Here is a 17,581-nt window from a genome sequence, read left to right on the forward strand (position 1 = left end):
CATAAAAAACTGCACCTTACTTTGTTGAGTGTCCAACATTTGGGGTGCAGTTCACGATGGGGTCTGGCTTTTTTAATGGGTGCTACCCGGCATTACGCTATTTTATATTTATTGTGGATATTATTTGATCTGCATTCTGGAAATCTCCTGCCCGCCATCCCATTATGAATCATCAATTTTGGCAGATAATTGGATAGAGCCTTATGGAACAGCTGAAAGCTGAATTGAGTGTCGTGCTTGGGGAGTCAGTTACCCGCCTTGAACGCATCAGCGATCAGCCCTATGCCCATCTGTATGCAATGTATAATCAGCAGGGGCAGGCTATCCCATTATTGGCGAAAAGCTATGTTTGTCAGGGGATTGCCCAGCAAGAGGCCTATAAGTTGTCAATGTTGGCCCGGGAGGGGGATATCCGTTTGCCGACGGTGTACGGCTTAGTCATGACCCATCAATCGCCCTATAAAGAAATTCTGCTGATGGAACGTCTACGTGGCGTTTCGGTAGAAGCACCGACGCGGACCGGCGACCGCTGGAGTGCCTTGATGGATCAAATCGTTGAAGGTGTGTTGGCGTGGCATCGGATTGATAGCCATGGCTGTGTCGGCAATGTAGATAGCACGCAGGAAAATGATTGGTTCAGTTGGTATCAGCAGCGAGTTGAAGTGCTGTGGGCCAGTTTGTCGAATATGAACTCGCCGCTAATGAGTTTAGAGGACCGCGCGATACTTTATCGTGCCAGAGCCTCACTGAGGTCACTTTTTGCCGATTTTGACGACAGCTCGGTGCTGGTTCACGGCAATCTTACTCTGCGCAGTATGCTCAAAGATGCGCGCAGTGACCAGTTGCTGGCGATGCTCAACCCCGGCCCGATGTTGTGGGCGCCACGTGAGTATGACTTATTCCGCCTTAGCGAAGAGGGGATGCCGAGCCAACTGCTCTACCGCTACCTCAGTAAAGCCCCCGTATCTGAATCCTTCGTTGCCCGCCGTTGGCTCTATACGCTTTGGGAACTCGTCTCGCGCTTTATTCATACCGGCAGCTTAGATCGCGCTCTGTTTGATAACGCAGCGCGACAACTTTTACCTTGGCTAAATTAGCGGTCTTGAGCACTGCTGCTATTTTCATCACCCTTATCGCCACTTAATTTTTGCCACATTAGTCCCATCGTCTCATACCAGGCGCGCTCGGTATGACCCAAATAGAGTGCCGCCGGAATGGTGCGTTCCCAGCTATGCAATGGCGTGGTAATGGCCAACTGATTAGCTGGAGCTGGGATAGGGTGCAACCCAATGGCGGTAAAAAACTTAATTGCACGTGGTAGATGGCTGGCGGAGGTCACCAGTAAAAACGGTTTATCCCCCACCAAGGTAGCCACCGCCGCCGCCTCTTCGACAGTATCTTTCGGTTGCTCTAACGTCACAATATCTGTCGCCGGGACACCTAAACTTTCTGCCACCTGTGCTGCAGTTTTCGCGCTGCTTTGATTGTTGGGCGCACTGCCGCCAGTAAACACCATTTTCGCATGAGGATGGGCGCGATAAAGCCTGACTCCCTCAGTGACTCTTGGCAAACTATTCGCAAATAAATTGGCACTGGGTGGCCAATTCGGATTAAACGTGTAGCCGCCACCAAGGACAACAATGTAATCTACCGGGTCGTTTCCCTGATAAGTGGCGTACTGTTTTTCCAGTGGCAATAGCAGGCGATCCGCGACAGGTTGTAGGCTAATAAGCAATAATAGCAGCCAACTCAATGTAAAAAGTGTTTTGCCACTTTTCTGCCAGCGAGTGAACCACAATAAGATTAATGCCAGTCCCATAATCAGAAGTAGAAAAGGCAGTGGCATTAATAAGCCGCCAACAAATTTTTTTAAGGTAAAAAGCATAAAAATAGGGACCTTTTGACTGAAAAAACGACATTTGATGAGGATTACTGGTCAAGAAGATTTATTCTAAGTCAGGCTGTGCCAAAATAGCAGGTTGGAAGGCACTCTTTTTACTGTGACTATCGATTTACTCGTCTCTATCAACGCTGTAAATCAATAGTTATAGATATACCTAAAGTCATTGGCGGAGCAGTTGTCCATGCAGGATCGTAATTTCGATGATATTGCTGAAAAATTCTCCCGCAATATCTACGGTACGACGAAGGGAATGATTCGTCAGGCGGTGGTTTGGCAAGATATTACCGAGTTGTTAGCGCAGTTGCCGCAATGGCCGCTACGGATTTTAGATGCCGGAGGCGGCGAAGGGCATATGGCTTGCCAACTGGCGGCATTAGGTCATCAGGTTCTATTATGTGACCTCTCGGCTGAGATGATCCAGCGCGCCAAAGCCGCAGCTCAGGAAAAAGGTGTGAGCCACAACATGCAATTTGTACAAAGTGCGGCTCAAGATATCACCCAACATTTAGAACAGCCGGTTGATCTGATATTGTTCCATGCGGTTTTAGAATGGATTGCAGAGCCACAAGAAGTTCTGCAAATACTTTCTAATGCGTTAAAGCCAGGTGGCGCGCTCTCATTGATGTTTTTCAATGCCAATGGGTTGGTAATGCGCAATGCAGTATTAGGTAATTTTCAGTTGGCGATCCCGGGTCTAAAAAGGCGTCGGCAGCGCTCGCTGTCACCGCAATACCCTTTAGATCCGCCGACGGTATATGGTTGGCTTGAGCAAATGGGTTTATCCATTAGCGGCAAGACGGGAGTCCGGGTGTTTCACGATTACATGAAAAATAAACAGCAACAAGTCGATGAGTTTGCTGAATTATTGGCGTTGGAACAGCGCTATTGCCGGCAGGAGCCCTTTATCAGCTTGGGGCGCTACGTGCATGTTATGGCGTTTAAGCCGAATCTGAAGGACCCATTATGAGTGAATTTTCCCAGACAGTACCCGAACTGGTCGCCTGGGCGCGAAAAAATGATTTTTCGATTACTCTGCCAACGGAGCGTCTGGCCTTTCTTATGGCTATCGCCACTTTAAATGGTGAGCGGCTGGACGGTGAAATGAGCGAAGGGGAGTTGATCGATGCATTTCGTCACGTCAGCAAAGGTTTTGAACAGACCTCCGAAACTGTGGCGGTGCGGGCCAATAATGCCATCAATGACATGGTGCGCCAGCGGTTACTGAACCGATTTACCAGTGAAATGGCTGACGGCAATGCTATTTACCGTCTGACGCCATTGGGCATTGGTATCACCGATTATTATATTCGTCAGCGCGAATTCTCTACTCTGCGGCTGTCAATGCAGCTGTCCATCGTGGCGCAAGAGCTACTGCGGGCGGCAGAAGCGGCAGAAGAGGGCGGTGATGAATTCCACTGGCACCGCAATGTCTTTGCGCCGTTAAAATATTCAGTGGCTGAAATTTTCGACAGTATTGATATGACGCAGCGCTTGATGGACGAACAGCAACATAGCGTAAAGGAAGATATCGCCGCGCTGTTGAATCAGGATTGGCGCGCGGCAATTGCCAGTTGCGAAATGTTGCTGTCAGAAACCTCAGGTACACTCCGTGAGTTGCAAGATACGCTGGAAGCGGCAGGTGATAAGCTTCAGGCAAATTTATTGCGTATTCAGGAAGCCACCATCGGCAATGCCGGGTTGGATTTGGTCGATAAGTTAGTCTTTGATCTGCAAAGTAAACTTGACCGTATTATCAGTTGGGGTCAACAGGCGATTGACCTGTGGATCGGTTATGACCGCCACGTGCACAAGTTTATCCGTACTGCGATTGATATGGATAAAAATCGGGTATTCGCCCAACGACTGCGCCAATCGGTACAGAACTATTTTGATAGCCCTTGGGCCCTCACCTACGCCAACGCGGATCGCTTGCTGGATATGCGTGATGAAGAGCTGACGTTACGCAGCGAAGAGGTTACAGGGGAGCTGCCGCCGGATCTGGAGTTTGAAGAGTTCAATGAGATCCGTGAGCAGTTAGCCGCCATGATTGAGCAGGCGTTGCTGGTGTATCAGCAGCAAAAAATGCCGCTCAATTTGGGGGAAGTGATGCGCGACTACCTCGCGCAATATCCGCGTGCTCGTCATTTCGACGTGGCTCGTATCCTGGTCGACCAGGCAGTTCGCCTTGGTGTGGCCGAAGCCGATTTCTCAGGGTTACCTGCCGAATGGCTGGCAATCAATGATTACGGAGCCAAGGTGCAGGCACATGTCATCAACAAATATTGAAGTAGTAATGCCAGTTAAGCTGGCTCAGGCATTAGCCAACTCACTGTTCCCCGCGCTGGATAGCCAGTTGCGTGCGGGTCGTCATATTGGCATTGATGAGCTGGATAACCATGCTTTTCTGATGGATTTTCAGGAGCAACTGGAAGAGTTCTATACCCGCTATAACGTGGAGTTAATCCGCGCACCAGAAGGTTTCTTCTATCTGCGTCCCCGCTCTACCACCCTTATTCCGCGCTCGGTGCTATCTGAGCTGGATATGATGGTGGGTAAGATCCTGTGTTATCTCTATCTCAGCCCAGAACGTCTGGCCCATGAGGGGATCTTTGCGCAGCAAGAGTTGTACGAAGAGCTATTGAGTCTGGCCGATGAGAGCAAATTGCTGAAGTTTGTTAACCAGCGCTCGACCGGCTCGGATCTGGATAAGCAGAAATTGCAGGAAAAAGTACGAACGTCCCTTAACCGACTGCGTCGGCTGGGCATGATCTACTTTATGGGCAATGACAGCAGCAAGTTTCGTATCACTGAGGCGGTGTTCCGCTTTGGTGCTGATGTGCGCAGCGGCGATGACCCACGTGAAGCCCAGTTACGCATGATCCGTGATGGCGAGGCCATGGCGGTGGAAAACAGTCTGTCACTCCATGATGAAAGCGATGAAACTGATATCACCATGGGCAATACAACGGACAGTGCAGAGGATGAACAGGAATGATTGAACGCGGTAAATTTCGCTCACTGACCTTGGTTAACTGGAACGGTTTCTTTGCCCGAACATTCGATCTTGATGAATTAGTCACCACGTTATCTGGCGGTAATGGGGCCGGTAAATCGACCGCCATGGCCGCTTTTGTCACCGCATTGATTCCTGACCTGACGCTGCTGCACTTTCGTAACACCACCGAAGCCGGTGCCACCAGTGGTTCCCGCGATAAAGGCTTACACGGTAAGTTGCGCGCCGGGGTCTGTTATTCAACCCTGGATGTCGTCAACTCTCGCCATCAGCGGATAGTGGTTGGTGTGCGCTTACAACAAGTCGCAGGGCGTGACCGTAAAGTTGATATCAAGCCCTTCACCATTCAGGGGCTGCCGACCGCTATCCAGCCAACGCAGATCCTGACCGAAGTGGTGGGCGAGCGTCAGGCACGTGTACTCTCATTACCAGAGCTAAAAGAGCGCGTCGAAGAGATGGAAGGGGTGCAGTTTAAGCAATTTAACTCCATCACTGATTACCACTCCCTGATGTTCGATTTGGGGGTGATCCCCAAGCGCTTGCGCTCTTCTGCTGACCGCAGCAAATTCTATCGTTTGATTGAAGCCTCCTTGTACGGCGGTATCTCCAGCGCCATCACCCGCTCACTGCGCGATTACTTATTGCCAGAAAACAGCGGGGTGCGTAAAGCCTTCCAAGACATGGAAGCCGCGCTGCGTGAGAACCGGATGACGCTGGAAGCTATTCGCGTGACTCAGTCTGACCGCGACCTGTTTAAGCATCTGATCTCAGAGGCAACCTCCTACGTTGCCGCCGACTATATGCGCCATGCCAATGAGCGGCGCATTCACCTCGATGGGGCGCTGGTCTTGCGCCGTGACCTACTCGCCAGCCGCAAACAACTGGTGACTGAGCAGTATCGCCATGTGGAGATGTCCCGCGAGTTAGCCGAGCAAAGTGGTGCAGAATCGGATCTCGAGACTGACTATCAGGCGGCCAGTGATCACCTGAGTTTGGTGCAAACCGCGATGCGCCAGCAGGAAAAAATCGAACGTTATCAGGGCGATTTGGAAGAGCTGACCTATCGGTTGGAAGAACAAAGTGAGGTCGTCGGCGAGGCTGGCGAGCAGCAGGCCGATAACGAAGCCCGCGCCGAAGCCGCCGAGCTGGAAGTGGATGAGCTGAAAAGTCAGTTGGCCGATTACCAGCAAGCACTGGACGTTCAGCAGACCCGTGCCATCCAATACCAGCAAGCGCTGCAAGCACTGGAACGCGCGCGCGTGCTGTGCCAACTCCCTGAGTTAACAGCGGATAATGCCGAAGAGTGGCTGGAAACCTTCCAGGCCAAAGAGCAGGAAGCGACCGAATCCTTGCTGCAACTTGAGCAAAAACTGAGCGTTGCTGATGCCGCTCACAGCCAATTTGAGCAGGCGTATCAACTGGTGGTGAACATTGCCGGTCAGGTCAGCCGCAGTGAAGCCTGGCAAACCGCCCGTGAACTACTCCGCGACTGGCCATCTCAGCAACATTTGGCTGAAAGGGTGCAGCCATTGCGTATGCGCTTGTCCGAATTGGAGCAGCGCTTACGCGCCCAGCAGGACGCCGAGCGCTTGTTGCAGGAGTTCTGCAAACGTCAAGGGCAGGTTTATCAGCCAGAAGAGCTGGAAGAGTTGCAGCGCGAGCTGGAGTCGCAGGTTGAAGAGCTCTCCCTGAGTGTCAGTGATGCCGGTGAACGGCGCATGGAGATGCGTCAGGAACTGGAGCAACTGAAGCTAAAAATTCAGGAGTTGACCGCACGCGCCCCGGTTTGGCTGGCAGCACAAGATGCCCTGAGCCAACTCAGCGAGCAGAGCGGCGAGGCACTGGAAGATAGCCGTCAAGTCACTGAACACATGCAACAGTTACTGGAGCGTGAGCGCGAGACCACGGTTGAGCGTGATGAAGTGGCGGCAAGTAAGCGGGCGATTGATGCGCAAATCGAGCGGTTGAGCCAGCCGAGTGGCGCTGAAGATGCGCGTATGATTGCGCTGGCCGAGCGTTTTGGTGGTGTGCTGTTATCCGAGATTTATGACGACGTCACTCTCGACGACGCCCCTTACTTCTCCGCGCTTTATGGCCCATCACGCCACGGTATCGTGGTACCGGATTTATCATTGGTGCGCGATCAACTGATCGGTCTGGAAGAGTGCCCGGAAGATCTCTATCTCATCGAAGGGGACCCGCAGTCATTTGATGACAGCGTATTTGCTGTCGAAGAGCATGACAAAGCGGTGGTGGTGAAAATCGCTGATCGCCAGTGGCGCTACTCTCGTTACCCAGAAGTGCCGCTATTTGGTCGCGCCGCCCGTGAAAATCGGTTGGAAGCGCTGTATCAAGAGCGCGACAGTTTGGCTGAGCGCTACGCCACCTTGTCATTTGATGTGCAAAAAACGCAGCGTTTACATCAGGCATTCAGCCGCTTTATTGGTTCCCATCTGGCGGTGGCGTTTGATGCCGATCCGGAAGCTGAAATTCGTTTGCTGAATACCCGTCGCGGTGAAATCGAACGCGCACTGAATGCACATGAAGATCAAAACCAGCAGCAGCGCCAGCAGTTTGCACAAGCCAAAGAGGGGATCTCGGCCCTTAACCGATTGATTCCACTGGTTTCACTGCTACTGGATGATACCTTGACCGATAGGGTTGAAGAGATAGCCGAAGAGTTGGCAGAAGCACAGGAAGCGGCCCGTCATATCCAAAAACATGGCGCGGCTCTGACCAAACTTGAACCGCTGTTGGCGGTGTTGCAAAGTGACCCGCAGCAGCACGAGCAGTTGCAGGAAAACTATGCTTTGGCCCAGAACAGCCAGCGCCAGGCGAAGCAGCAAGCTTTCGCCCTGACCGAGGTGGTTCAACGGCGTACGCACTTTAGCTATACCGACTCTGCGGGCATGTTGACGGAAAACTCGGATCTTAACGATAAGTTGCGTCAGCGCTTAGAACAGGCTGAAGCGGAACGTACCCGTGCTCGTGAGCAGTTACGCCAATATCAGGCGCAGTTTACCCAGTACAACCAAGTTTTGGCTTCGCTAAAAAGTTCTTACGACGCCAAGCGTGAGATGCTGAAAGAGCTGAGTCAGGAGCTGGTGGATATTGGTGTTCAGGCCGATGCGGATGCAGAAGCTCGCGCCCGCACCCGCCGAGATGAGTTGCATGCCGCACTGAGCACTAACCGCTCGCGACGTAATCAGTTGGAGAAACAGATCACCTTCTGTGAAGCCGAGATGGACAGCTTGCAGAAGAAACTGCGCAAGCTGGAGCGCGATTATTATCAGATTCGCGAGCAAGTGGTCAATGCCAAAGCGGGTTGGTGTGCGGTGATGCGGATGGTGAAAGATAATGGCGTTGAGCGCCGCTTGCATCGCCGTGAACTCGCCTATATGGATGGTGACGAGCTGCGGTCAATGTCGGATAAGGCGCTGGGGGCATTGCGTCTGGCGGTTGCCGATAACGAACATCTACGTGACGTGCTGCGTTTGTCAGAAGATCCAAAACGGCCTGAACGTAAAATCCAGTTCTATATCGCGGTGTATCAACATCTGCGTGAGCGCATTCGTCAGGATATTATCCGTACTGATGATCCCGTCGAAGCCATTGAGCAAATGGAGATTGAGCTGGGCCGCTTGACGGAAGAGCTGACGGCGCGTGAGCAGAAATTAGCCATCAGTTCTAAAAGTGTGGCAAATATCATCCGTAAAACCATTCAGCGCGAACAGAACCGTATTCGTATGCTGAACCAGGGTTTACAAGCGGTCTCATTTGGTCAGGTGAAGAGTGTGCGGCTGAATGTTAATGTGCGTGAAGCTCACTCTACCTTGCTCGATGTCCTGTCCGAGCAGCAAGAGCAGCATCAGGATCTGTTCAACAGCAACCGTCTGACCTTCTCGGAAGCGCTGGCAAAACTGTATCAGCGCCTGAACCCACAGATGGATATGGGGCAGCGGCTGCCACAGACCATTGGTGAGGAGTTGCTGGATTACCGTAACTATCTGGAGCTGGAGGTCGAAGTTTACCGTGGTGCGGATGGTTGGTTACGTGCAGAGAGTGGTGCATTATCAACCGGTGAAGCTATCGGGACCGGTATGTCTATTCTGGTGATGGTGGTGCAGAGCTGGGAAGAAGAATCACGCCGTTTACGTGGTAAAGATATTTCTCCTTGTCGTTTGCTGTTCCTTGATGAAGCGGCGCGTCTGGATGCGAAATCTATCGCGACATTATTTGAGTTGTGTGAGCGATTGGAAATGCAATTAATTATTGCGGCACCAGAAAATATCAGCCCAGAAAAAGGGACAACCTATAAGCTGGTTCGAAAAGTCTTCCAAAATCATGAGCATGTACATGTGGTTGGTTTACGTGGCTTTGCGAATGAAATACCGACATTGCCTGTTGAGCCACTGCATGGCGGTTAATTATTACTCACATAAAACGCAACAATAATTAATCCTATTAAATAGCCGCGTAAAAACGGCTATTTTTATTTCTGCCACATCTTCGGGTGATATTTTATAAGTGCAGAAAATCTGTTAGCGTAATGTAATGGTTAAAATTATAGCGTTGGCTACTCACAAGGGCATTTCAGTTTGTATAATCATATTAATGCCCAAAATTTTGAGAGAGCGACGAATACCGTAGTGACGTCAGTAATTCGGGTGAGAGAGTGCAGCTAACACCACTGCAATGCCAAGGAAGAAGGGTAACGACAAACTATGACGTATTTAGCTAAGCAGCATACCGGGGGCATAGAATGTCGATAGGGAAACGAAGTCCACAACGTGCATTAACGCTATATTGCGCTTTAATTTGTAGCCTGATGCCACTATTGACCACAGCGGCACCGATCACCGCAATAGACTCATCTTCAGTGTTGTCGACGAGCAGTCAGGCTATCCCGGCGACATCAAATATGTCGGTGGCACAAAGCCGTTCACAGTTATTAGCAATATTGCCTAAAACGATCACGCCTTTTTATGCGTCTGATCTGGCACTTTTATATGCTGGAAATGCGATGCAACCTATGTGGCAGGATAAAGTTGCCACCCAGCGCTTTCAGCAACAATTGGCTGAAGTGGCGCTCTCCGGTATTCAACCGCAATTTATGCAGTGGGTAAAATGGCTGAGTGATCCTGACATTACCGGCATGGCCCGTGATGTTATTTTATCTGATGCCATGTTGGGGTATTTGCACTTTATCTCAGGTGTGAGTGCCAACGGCAGCGTTTGGTTGTATAGCAATGTGCCCTACAAGATGGCGATGCCACCCGCCACCGCGCTAAATCGCTGGAAGCAGGCAGTACAAGAGGGGAACACCGCGACTTATCTGGCGTCATTGACCCCTCAGCATCCTCAATACGACAAAATGCACAAAGCGCTGAAACAGATGTTGGCTGACCGGCGCCCTTGGCCACAGCTCTCTAATGGCCCGAGCTTACGACCGGGGCAGCTCAGTGATGATATTCCGGTGCTGCGTCAAATTCTCGATCGAACCGGCATGTTGCACCCTGTGGCCGCGACGCCGGTAAAAGCCCCAGAGGTTATCCCTGTTGATAATCCTACGATTGCCGCAGTCAATGATGATCTCTCTGTTGATGAAGAGAAGAACCGCGCTCAGGCGCACAGTCTGGTAGTCAGCCCATCAGCGGCACCTGTCGCTGATGTTCCGGTCACCGGAGGCGCTCTCACGCCGCCATCCGCACCGCTAACGACTACCGCTACACTTACCGACAATGTCTACACGCCTGAGTTAGTGGAGGCCGTCAAACGTTTTCAGCTGTGGCATGGATTGAGTGATGATGGGGTGATTGGCGCGCGTACCCGCGAGTGGTTAAATGTTTCACCACAAACGCGGGCTACCTTATTGGCATTAAATATTCAGCGCTTACGTATTTTGCCGGGGCGGGTTGATAACGGCATCATGGTTAACATTCCAAACTATTCACTGAATTATTATAAGAATGGTGCAGAAGTGCTCTCATCCCGAGTGATTGTTGGCCGTCCAAGCCGCAAAACACCGCTAATGAGCAGCGCGTTAAATAATGTGGTCGTCAATCCACCGTGGAACGTACCGACCTCTCTGGTACGCCAGGATATCGTGCCAAAAGCACGCTATGACGCGGGTTATTTCCAACGTCACGGTTATACCGTGCTGTCTGGGTGGAGTAATGAAGCTGAAGTCGTTGACCCATCAATGATCGATTGGAGCATGATTTCACCTAATAACTTCCCTTATCGTTTGCGTCAGGCCCCTGGTGCCAGTAATTCATTAGGGCGATTCAAATTCAATATGCCAAGCTCTGATGCTATTTATTTGCATGATACGCCGAACCATGGACTGTTCCAGAAGGATATCCGTGCGTTAAGTTCTGGCTGTGTGAGGGTGAATAAAGCCTCTGATTTAGCCAATATGCTATTGCAGGATGCGGGTTGGAATGATACGCGGGTTTCATCGACCCTGAAGCAGGGCGATACCACCTATGTCAACATCCGCCAACGTGTTCCGGTGCAATTGTATTACCTAACGGCATGGGTTGCTGATGACGGTAAGCCACAATTTAGAACAGATATTTACAATTATGATAAAACGGTGAGATCCGGTGCACAAATCTCACCGCAAGCTGAACTTTTGCTGCAATAAATGCAGTAAAACTCAATAACTAATGGTCTTAATATCGGGTTATCGTCGGGGGGCCTAAACCAAGGCTCCCTTTAACCGGACATCAACGCACAGTGAATGCGGGCCGAATGCGGGTTGACTGGTTTTCCATAGACGGTTATGGTTCGGAGCGGCACATTTAGTGCTTTCTTTTGACATTATTGCCGGGTATTAACAGAGATCATGGATAAAATTGATAATTATCGCCGCAAGTGGCTAACATTAGGCGGGGTGGCGCTGGGTATGTCGCTACTACCGGTGCAAGCATTCGCTACGCTTTCAACTCCTCGCCCACGTATCTTGACCCTGAATAATTTGAATACAGGCGAGTCCATAAAAGCAGAGTTTTTTGATGGTCGGAGCTATAACAAAGACGAACTCTCCCGCTTAAATCATCTATTCCGCGATTATCGGGCCAATAAAGTAAAAACCATCGACCCACGCCTGTTTGATCAGCTATATCGCCTACAAGGTCTTCTCGGTACAACTAAACCGGTGCAGCTTATTTCCGGTTACCGCTCCCTTGATACCAATAATGAACTGCGTGAACGCAGCCGAGGTGTGGCTAAGCACAGCTTCCACACCCAAGGAAAAGCGATGGATTTTCATATTGAAGGCATTCAACTGAGCAATATCCGCAAAGCGGCATTAAAAATGCGCGCAGGTGGTGTAGGATATTACCCTCGCAGTAACTTTGTGCATATTGATACTGGGCCGACCAGAACCTGGTAACGCGAATTTTTATGCCAATGCATTGAACGTTGCATTGGGGGTGGAGCTTATGAAATATCAAATTATTCCAGTGACGGCCTTTAGCCAGAACTGCACCTTAATCTGGTGCGAAGCAACGGGGCAGGCTGCATTGGTCGATCCCGGCGGTGATGCAGACAAAATCATTGCTGAAGTGGCACGCCAAGGGGTCAACGTGAACCAGATTTTGCTGACTCACGGCCATCTGGACCATGTAGGAGCAGCTGCTGAGTTAGCTGCACATTTTGATATCCCTATCTATGGCCCTGAGAAAGAAGATATTTTTTGGTTGGAAGGGTTACCCGCCCAGAGCCGAATGTTTGGGCTAGATGAGTGTGAAACTTTTACCCCAACTCGTTGGCTGGAAGAGGGTGATAAAGTCACCGTCGGCGAAATAGAGTTGTCAGTCCTGCATTGCCCTGGTCATACGCCGGGGCATATTGTCTTCATTGATCAGCAAGGTCTCTTGGCGCTAGTGGGTGATGTTATCTTTAATGGCGGGGTTGGGCGCAGTGATTTTCCGCGTGGTGATCACCAGCAACTGATCAACTCCATTCGGACTAAATTGCTGCCATTGGGCGATGATATGACCTTTATCCCCGGCCATGGCCCAATGTCTACACTAGGACATGAGCGGCAGACCAATCCATTTATACGTGAAGAACCTGCTATTTGGTGATGACAATCATTTAGTCGCGTTATAAAAGTACGCAACCACAAGGAAGGCACCATTAGGTGCTTTTTTGCATTATATTTAATAAGCAAACAATGTGCTTTGTGAGCCAATCATCGGCTATTTATTTGTGCTGTTATCATAATAATGATATCCATTAGATGAGCACCATCTTTACGATATTAACGGGGCATAATGTCCAGATAGCAGCCACTAACTAGCAATAATTGATATTGACGCGGCACGATCATACTGCCGTTTTAAGTTCGTCATAATACGGGCGTCTTCCAATGGGATCCACTATGCCATTTCGTCGTTTCAGACTGAATAAGTTCCTGTCCCGGCTTGGTTTTTCTTGCATGGTATTTTTACTGTTTCTATTGCTGGGTGCCGTTGTGATTTATGGCCAAACCAAAGCAAATATGCATCAGGATGCAGAAACCAAACTATTACAAGGTAGGGTGCGCTTCGATCAGATATTTAATAACTTGCAACATGCCGCTATCCAGGTCGAAACCGGACTGGGAAAACCTTGCTTGCAAGTTGTACAGAACTTACGGGATCAAGTCGTCATGGTGCCAGATGTTCGCTCTGTCTCTTTTGCTAAGGGTTCGACCATTTATTGCTCCTCAATATACGGCCCGCTTTCGACCCCCTTTGATTTAAGTGTATTTGTTAATGGGCAACTCGAGTTAATGTCGGGTAATGATGTTACACCTGACCGCGCTTTAATGGTGTACCGGCAGGAGCGAGGTGATTACAGTATTTTGGTTGCCGTCGATGGCTATTACCTGCGTAGTATCCTTAATCTGCTGAGTGGTGATATTCAGGTGCAACTGAGAGTTGGTGATCAGTGGATGGACGCGGCAGGTGCAGTATATGCTGGTTACCCTCAGGACTCGGGTGAATTACTCTATTTGGCGTCAGATAAGTTTGCTTATTCGTTAAGCACGACACTTTCTAATCAGCAATATTTGGCCTACGTTTGGCAATATACTCAAGGCAGCCTGATATTTTTCATCTTAATGAGTATTGGGTCAGCTGTACTTGTTTTCTGGTTATCGGGCAGAGCTGCATCACCCACACAGGTATTAAAACAGGCACTAGAAAATCGCGAGTTTATTCCTTATATGCAGCCCATTGTTTCAGGTAAAGAGAAATATTGGATTGGTTGTGAAGTATTAATGCGCTGGCGGCACCCTAGGCAGGGGATGATTCAACCAAATCAATTTATTCCGATGGCCGAGGACAGCGAACTGATTGTGCCAATGACTCGTTCTATTATGCAGCAGGTGAGTGCAAGATTTGCCCCTTATGTAAATCAATTACCGGAAGGTTTCCATTTTGGCTTTAATATTAGCGCCAACCATTGCCGTGATTTGAGCCTATTAGATGACTGCCGTAATTTCATTCAGGCTTTTGGCGGCAATAAAATTAATATTACGCTGGAATTAACCGAGCGCAAATTGATTGTTGCAGATGAGATGACTGACCGATTATTCGCAGAACTCCATGCTCTTGGTGTCTTTATTGCTATCGACGACTTTGGCACTGGGCATTCAAGTCTGAGTTATTTACAGCAGTTTAAAGTTGATTTCTTGAAGATAGACCAAAGTTTTGTCGGCATGATTGGTTCAGATGCGCTCTCGAGCCACATTGTGGAGAACGTTATTGATTTGGCGACTAGACTAGGGTTACAGACGATTGCCGAGGGGGTCGAAAACGACACACAGATGCGCTATTTGCAGGCCCACAATGTTGATTACCTGCAAGGCTATATGTTTGGGCGGCCTATGCCAATGAGCGAATTTGCTAAATATATGTTCCATTAAGAGCGGTTTGATCAGACATATTGAGCAAAATAAAAGGGTACCTGCAAAGGCACCCTTTCTACGGTCAGTCATAGAGCACTAATTAGAGCACAGCGACGATAGCTTCACACAGCGGAGCCATGTTGTCCGGTGTCATACCGGCCACGTTGACTCGACCAGAGTTAACTGCGTAAACAGCAAACTCATTGCGCAGGCGTAGAACTTGTTCTTTGGTCAGGCCACTGAACGAGAACATGCCATTCTGGTTAATGATAAAGCTGAAATCTTGTTTCGCGCCTTTTTCCTGCAACGTATTCACAAACAACTGACGCATACGGTGGATACGCTGGCGCATATCGGTCAGTTCTTGTTCCCAAATCGCGCGCAGTGCTGGGGTGCCCAAAATTGTGGCAACCACAGAGGCACCATGCGCTGGTGGGTTAGAGTAGTTAGCACGGATAACCGCTTTAACCTGACTGAACGCAATATCAGCTACATCGCTGCTTGCTGCAACGACAGTGCAAGCCCCAACACGCTCGTTGTACAGGCCAAAGTTTTTTGAATAAGAGCTGCAAACAATCAACTCTTGATGTGTCGCGGCGAAAATTCGCAGGCCCTGGGCATCTTCTTCCAGCCCTTTGGCAAAGCCCTGATAGGCGAAGTCAAATAGTGGCAACCAACCTTTAGCTACTGACAATTCAGCCAGTTGGCTCCACTGGGCTTCAGTTGGATCGATACCGGTTGGGTTATGGCAGCAGCCATGGAACAGCACGACGTCACCAGCCTGAGCTTCTGATAGGCTATTTAATAGCCCATCGAAGTCCAGCGCATGGTTCGCTGCGTCATAATAAGCATATTCAACCACTTCCAACCCGGCAGCAGCGAAGATATTTTTATGGTTCGGCCAGCTTGGATTACTGACCCAGACACGTTTGGCGCTGGTTTGGTGGGCGATAAAATCAGCAGCGATACGTAACCCGCCAGTTCCACCAGGGGTTTGAGCGGTACGCGCACGCTTATCGGCGATAATGGCGCTCTGGCTACCGAATAACAGTTCCTGAGTGCAACTGGCGAAAGCGGGTAGGCCGCCAATATCCAGATAGTTTTTGGTAACTTCATTTTCCAGCAAATACTGCTCAGCTTTCTTCACGCTAGTGAGCACTGGCGTTTTACCGGTTTCGTCTTTGTAGACGCCGATCCCCAGGTTGATTTTATTAGGGCGGTCATCCGCGCGGAAAATATCGGTCAGACCCAGAATAGGGTCCGCAGGTGCAGCAGTGATTTTTTCAAACATGTCAGAGGCTTCCATGGCTTAGCGTTAAGCAAACAGAACCATCAGGGTAACGCCAGTTGCAACCTTTGCCAACCGTTTGCGATAAAAAGAAATGAATGTTGTGAGGCGGGGGGATTCAGGGTGAAAAATCGGCACAATAGAGCCATTGACAGCGGAATATCCCTATGTTGTCTAAGGATAGAAACAAAAAGGCAGAGCCGAAGCCCTGCCTTTTTTCAACTTATGTCAGCAGATAAACTGCCTGGTTAAGTTTGACTTAGAACTGGTAAACCAAGCCAACACCAACAACGTCGTCTGTCATCAAACCGTTAGCATCGGTGAAGTTGTCTTTATCCAGCAAGTTGATTTTGTAATCAACATAGGTGGTCATGTTTTTGTTGAATGCGTAGTAAGTACCAACAGAAACATATTTCAACAGATCATGGTTGTCATCTGTGTTGTTGTTCAGGTCCTTACCTTTGGACTGAACATAACCCAGTGATGGACGCAGACCGAAGTCGAACTGGTATTGTGCGGTGATTTCAATGTCACGAGTCTTGTTAGCAATAGAATCATTACCAAATGGAGTCATGTTTTGAGTTTCAGCATACATTACAGCCAAGTATACGTTGTTAGCGTCGTATTTAGCACCAACGTTCCATGCCTGAGCTTTATCGCCTTCAGCAACTGTTGCACTAGTCAGGTGGGCACTTTTCTGATCAGCTGTACGGTTTGCAGAAGAGAAACCAGCACCGAAGTTCACGCCGTAACCGATATCATAAGTAGAAGAGATACCGAAACCGTCACCGTTCTGAGTAGTCAGGAAGCCATCACGACCAGTTTCGTTTTTGCCTTGATATTGCAGAGCAAAGTTCAGACCATCAACCAGACCGAAGAAGTTGGTGTTACGGTAAGTTGCCAGACCAGTAGAACGGCCAGTCATATAGTTGTCAGAGTTGGAGATTGAATCACCACCAAACACTGGCAGCATGTCGGTCCATGCGTTAACGTCATAGATTACGCCGTAGTTACGGCCGTAGTCGAATGAACCGAACTCAGCAAATTTCAGACCAGCAAAGCCCAGACGGGTTTTGTTGCCTTTGCCTTCTTGAGCTTCAGCGTTGTTAGCCTGAATGTTATATTCCCACTGGCCGTAACCGGTCAGTTGGCTAGTAATTTGGGTTTCACCTTTGAAGCCGAAACGAACATAAGTTTTGTCACCGTCTTCGCCTTTGGCATCAGAGAACTGGTGACGCGCGTCAACTTTACCGTACAGGTCAAGTTTGTTGCCGTCTTTGTTGTAGATTTCTGCTGCATTAGCTGCGCCAGCTGCTAACAATGCTGGGATTACTACTGCAAGAATATTGCGCTTCATCATTATTATTACCCTCATTGGTTTTATTCGGACACCTGCCACTGCCGCCAATAATTTTTTTGGAACTATTGTTGAGAGTTTGGTGTCGTCTGTGTCTGAACGCAGTGTTCCATTCA

At 49.5% G+C, this 17,581-nt stretch carries 12 protein-coding genes; 9 read left to right on the forward strand and 3 right to left on the reverse strand.

Annotation, left to right across the window (positions count from 1 at the left end):
• Positions 1 to 203: 203 nt before the first annotated feature.
• Complete coding sequence (locus tag AACW11_RS07345; protein WP_212586292.1) at positions 204 to 1,097, forward strand: YcbJ family phosphotransferase; 894 nt, start codon at positions 204 to 206, stop codon at positions 1,095 to 1,097.
• Here AACW11_RS07345 and elyC read toward each other — a convergent pair.
• Positions 1,094 to 1,885, reverse strand: a complete 792-nt coding sequence (elyC, locus tag AACW11_RS07350) for an envelope biogenesis factor ElyC (protein WP_212586293.1) — start codon at positions 1,883 to 1,885, stop codon at positions 1,094 to 1,096. The two genes, AACW11_RS07345 and elyC, sit on opposite strands and share 4 nt — an antisense overlap.
• Before the next feature lie 199 nt (positions 1,886 to 2,084).
• Between elyC and cmoM the strand changes: the two genes are divergently transcribed.
• The 8 genes from cmoM (at position 2,085) to AACW11_RS07390 (ending at position 14,838) form a co-directional block, all read left to right on the forward strand.
• Positions 2,085 to 2,870, forward strand: coding sequence for a tRNA uridine 5-oxyacetic acid(34) methyltransferase CmoM (gene cmoM / locus AACW11_RS07355; protein ID WP_212586294.1), 786 nt, complete (start codon positions 2,085 to 2,087; stop codon positions 2,868 to 2,870).
• Positions 2,867 to 4,189 (forward strand): chromosome partition protein MukF, encoded by a 1,323-nt coding sequence (mukF, locus tag AACW11_RS07360; RefSeq protein WP_212586295.1) that lies wholly within the window; start codon positions 2,867 to 2,869, stop codon positions 4,187 to 4,189. Before cmoM ends, mukF begins: the two co-directional genes overlap by 4 nt.
• Complete coding sequence (gene mukE / locus AACW11_RS07365; RefSeq protein ID WP_049601407.1) at positions 4,170 to 4,898, forward strand: chromosome partition protein MukE; 729 nt, start codon at positions 4,170 to 4,172, stop codon at positions 4,896 to 4,898. Before mukF ends, mukE begins: the two co-directional genes overlap by 20 nt.
• The gene (mukB, locus tag AACW11_RS07370) at positions 4,895 to 9,343 is read left to right on the forward strand and encodes a chromosome partition protein MukB (protein WP_212586296.1); all 4,449 of its coding nucleotides are present in this window, start codon (positions 4,895 to 4,897) and stop codon (positions 9,341 to 9,343) included. The genes mukE and mukB overlap by 4 nt, the downstream gene beginning before the upstream one ends.
• Positions 9,344 to 9,678: 335 nt before the next feature.
• Positions 9,679 to 11,565: a L,D-transpeptidase gene (gene ldtD / locus AACW11_RS07375; protein ID WP_212586297.1), complete on the forward strand. Its 1,887-nt coding sequence runs from the start codon at positions 9,679 to 9,681 to the stop codon at positions 11,563 to 11,565.
• A 201-nt stretch (positions 11,566 to 11,766) separates the two neighbouring features.
• On the forward strand, positions 11,767 to 12,315 hold the full coding sequence (locus AACW11_RS07380) for a YcbK family protein (RefSeq protein ID WP_212586298.1): 549 nt from the start codon (positions 11,767 to 11,769) through the stop codon (positions 12,313 to 12,315).
• Positions 12,316 to 12,364: 49 nt separating this feature from the next.
• On the forward strand, positions 12,365 to 13,012 hold the full coding sequence (locus tag AACW11_RS07385; RefSeq protein WP_212586299.1) for an MBL fold metallo-hydrolase: 648 nt from the start codon (positions 12,365 to 12,367) through the stop codon (positions 13,010 to 13,012).
• Between the two features lie 296 nt (positions 13,013 to 13,308).
• A complete protein-coding gene (locus AACW11_RS07390) occupies positions 13,309 to 14,838 on the forward strand; it encodes an EAL domain-containing protein (RefSeq protein WP_212586300.1) in 1,530 nt (509 codons plus the stop codon).
• An 82-nt stretch (positions 14,839 to 14,920) separates the two neighbouring features.
• On the opposite strand, the gene AACW11_RS07395 is transcribed toward AACW11_RS07390, so the two are convergent.
• Together AACW11_RS07395 and ompF are read right to left on the reverse strand one after the other, a co-directional pair.
• Complete coding sequence (locus tag AACW11_RS07395; protein WP_212586301.1) at positions 14,921 to 16,111, reverse strand: amino acid aminotransferase; 1,191 nt, start codon at positions 16,109 to 16,111, stop codon at positions 14,921 to 14,923.
• 256 nt (positions 16,112 to 16,367) lie between these two features.
• Positions 16,368 to 17,465: a porin OmpF gene (gene ompF, locus AACW11_RS07400; RefSeq protein ID WP_212586342.1), complete on the reverse strand. Its 1,098-nt coding sequence runs from the start codon at positions 17,463 to 17,465 to the stop codon at positions 16,368 to 16,370.
• Positions 17,466 to 17,581: the final 116 nt, after the last annotated feature.

It is taken from the genome of Yersinia sp. Marseille-Q3913, from assembly GCF_963892745.1.
In the GTDB taxonomy this organism is placed as follows: domain Bacteria; phylum Pseudomonadota; class Gammaproteobacteria; order Enterobacterales; family Enterobacteriaceae; genus Yersinia; species Yersinia bercovieri.

Excerpts from the sequence above, each read along its gene's own strand:
- AACW11_RS07385 (WP_212586299.1), top strand. The coding sequence starts at position 12,365 with ATGAAATATCAAATTATTCCAGTGACGGCCTTTAGCCAGAACTGCACC.
- AACW11_RS07345 (WP_212586292.1), top strand. The coding sequence starts at position 204 with ATGGAACAGCTGAAAGCTGAATTGAGTGTCGTGCTTGGGGAGTCAGTT.
- AACW11_RS07395 (WP_212586301.1), bottom strand. The coding sequence starts at position 16,111 with ATGTTTGAAAAAATCACTGCTGCACCTGCGGACCCTATTCTGGGTCTG.
- mukE (WP_049601407.1), top strand. The coding sequence starts at position 4,170 with ATGTCATCAACAAATATTGAAGTAGTAATGCCAGTTAAGCTGGCTCAG.
- elyC (WP_212586293.1), bottom strand. The coding sequence starts at position 1,885 with ATGCTTTTTACCTTAAAAAAATTTGTTGGCGGCTTATTAATGCCACTG.
- AACW11_RS07390 (WP_212586300.1), top strand. The coding sequence starts at position 13,309 with ATGCCATTTCGTCGTTTCAGACTGAATAAGTTCCTGTCCCGGCTTGGT.
- ompF (WP_212586342.1), bottom strand. The coding sequence starts at position 17,465 with ATGAAGCGCAATATTCTTGCAGTAGTAATCCCAGCATTGTTAGCAGCT.
- ldtD (WP_212586297.1), top strand. The coding sequence starts at position 9,679 with ATGTCGATAGGGAAACGAAGTCCACAACGTGCATTAACGCTATATTGC.
- cmoM (WP_212586294.1), top strand. The coding sequence starts at position 2,085 with ATGCAGGATCGTAATTTCGATGATATTGCTGAAAAATTCTCCCGCAAT.
- AACW11_RS07380 (WP_212586298.1), top strand. The coding sequence starts at position 11,767 with ATGGATAAAATTGATAATTATCGCCGCAAGTGGCTAACATTAGGCGGG.
- mukF (WP_212586295.1), top strand. The coding sequence starts at position 2,867 with ATGAGTGAATTTTCCCAGACAGTACCCGAACTGGTCGCCTGGGCGCGA.
- mukB (WP_212586296.1), top strand. The coding sequence starts at position 4,895 with ATGATTGAACGCGGTAAATTTCGCTCACTGACCTTGGTTAACTGGAAC.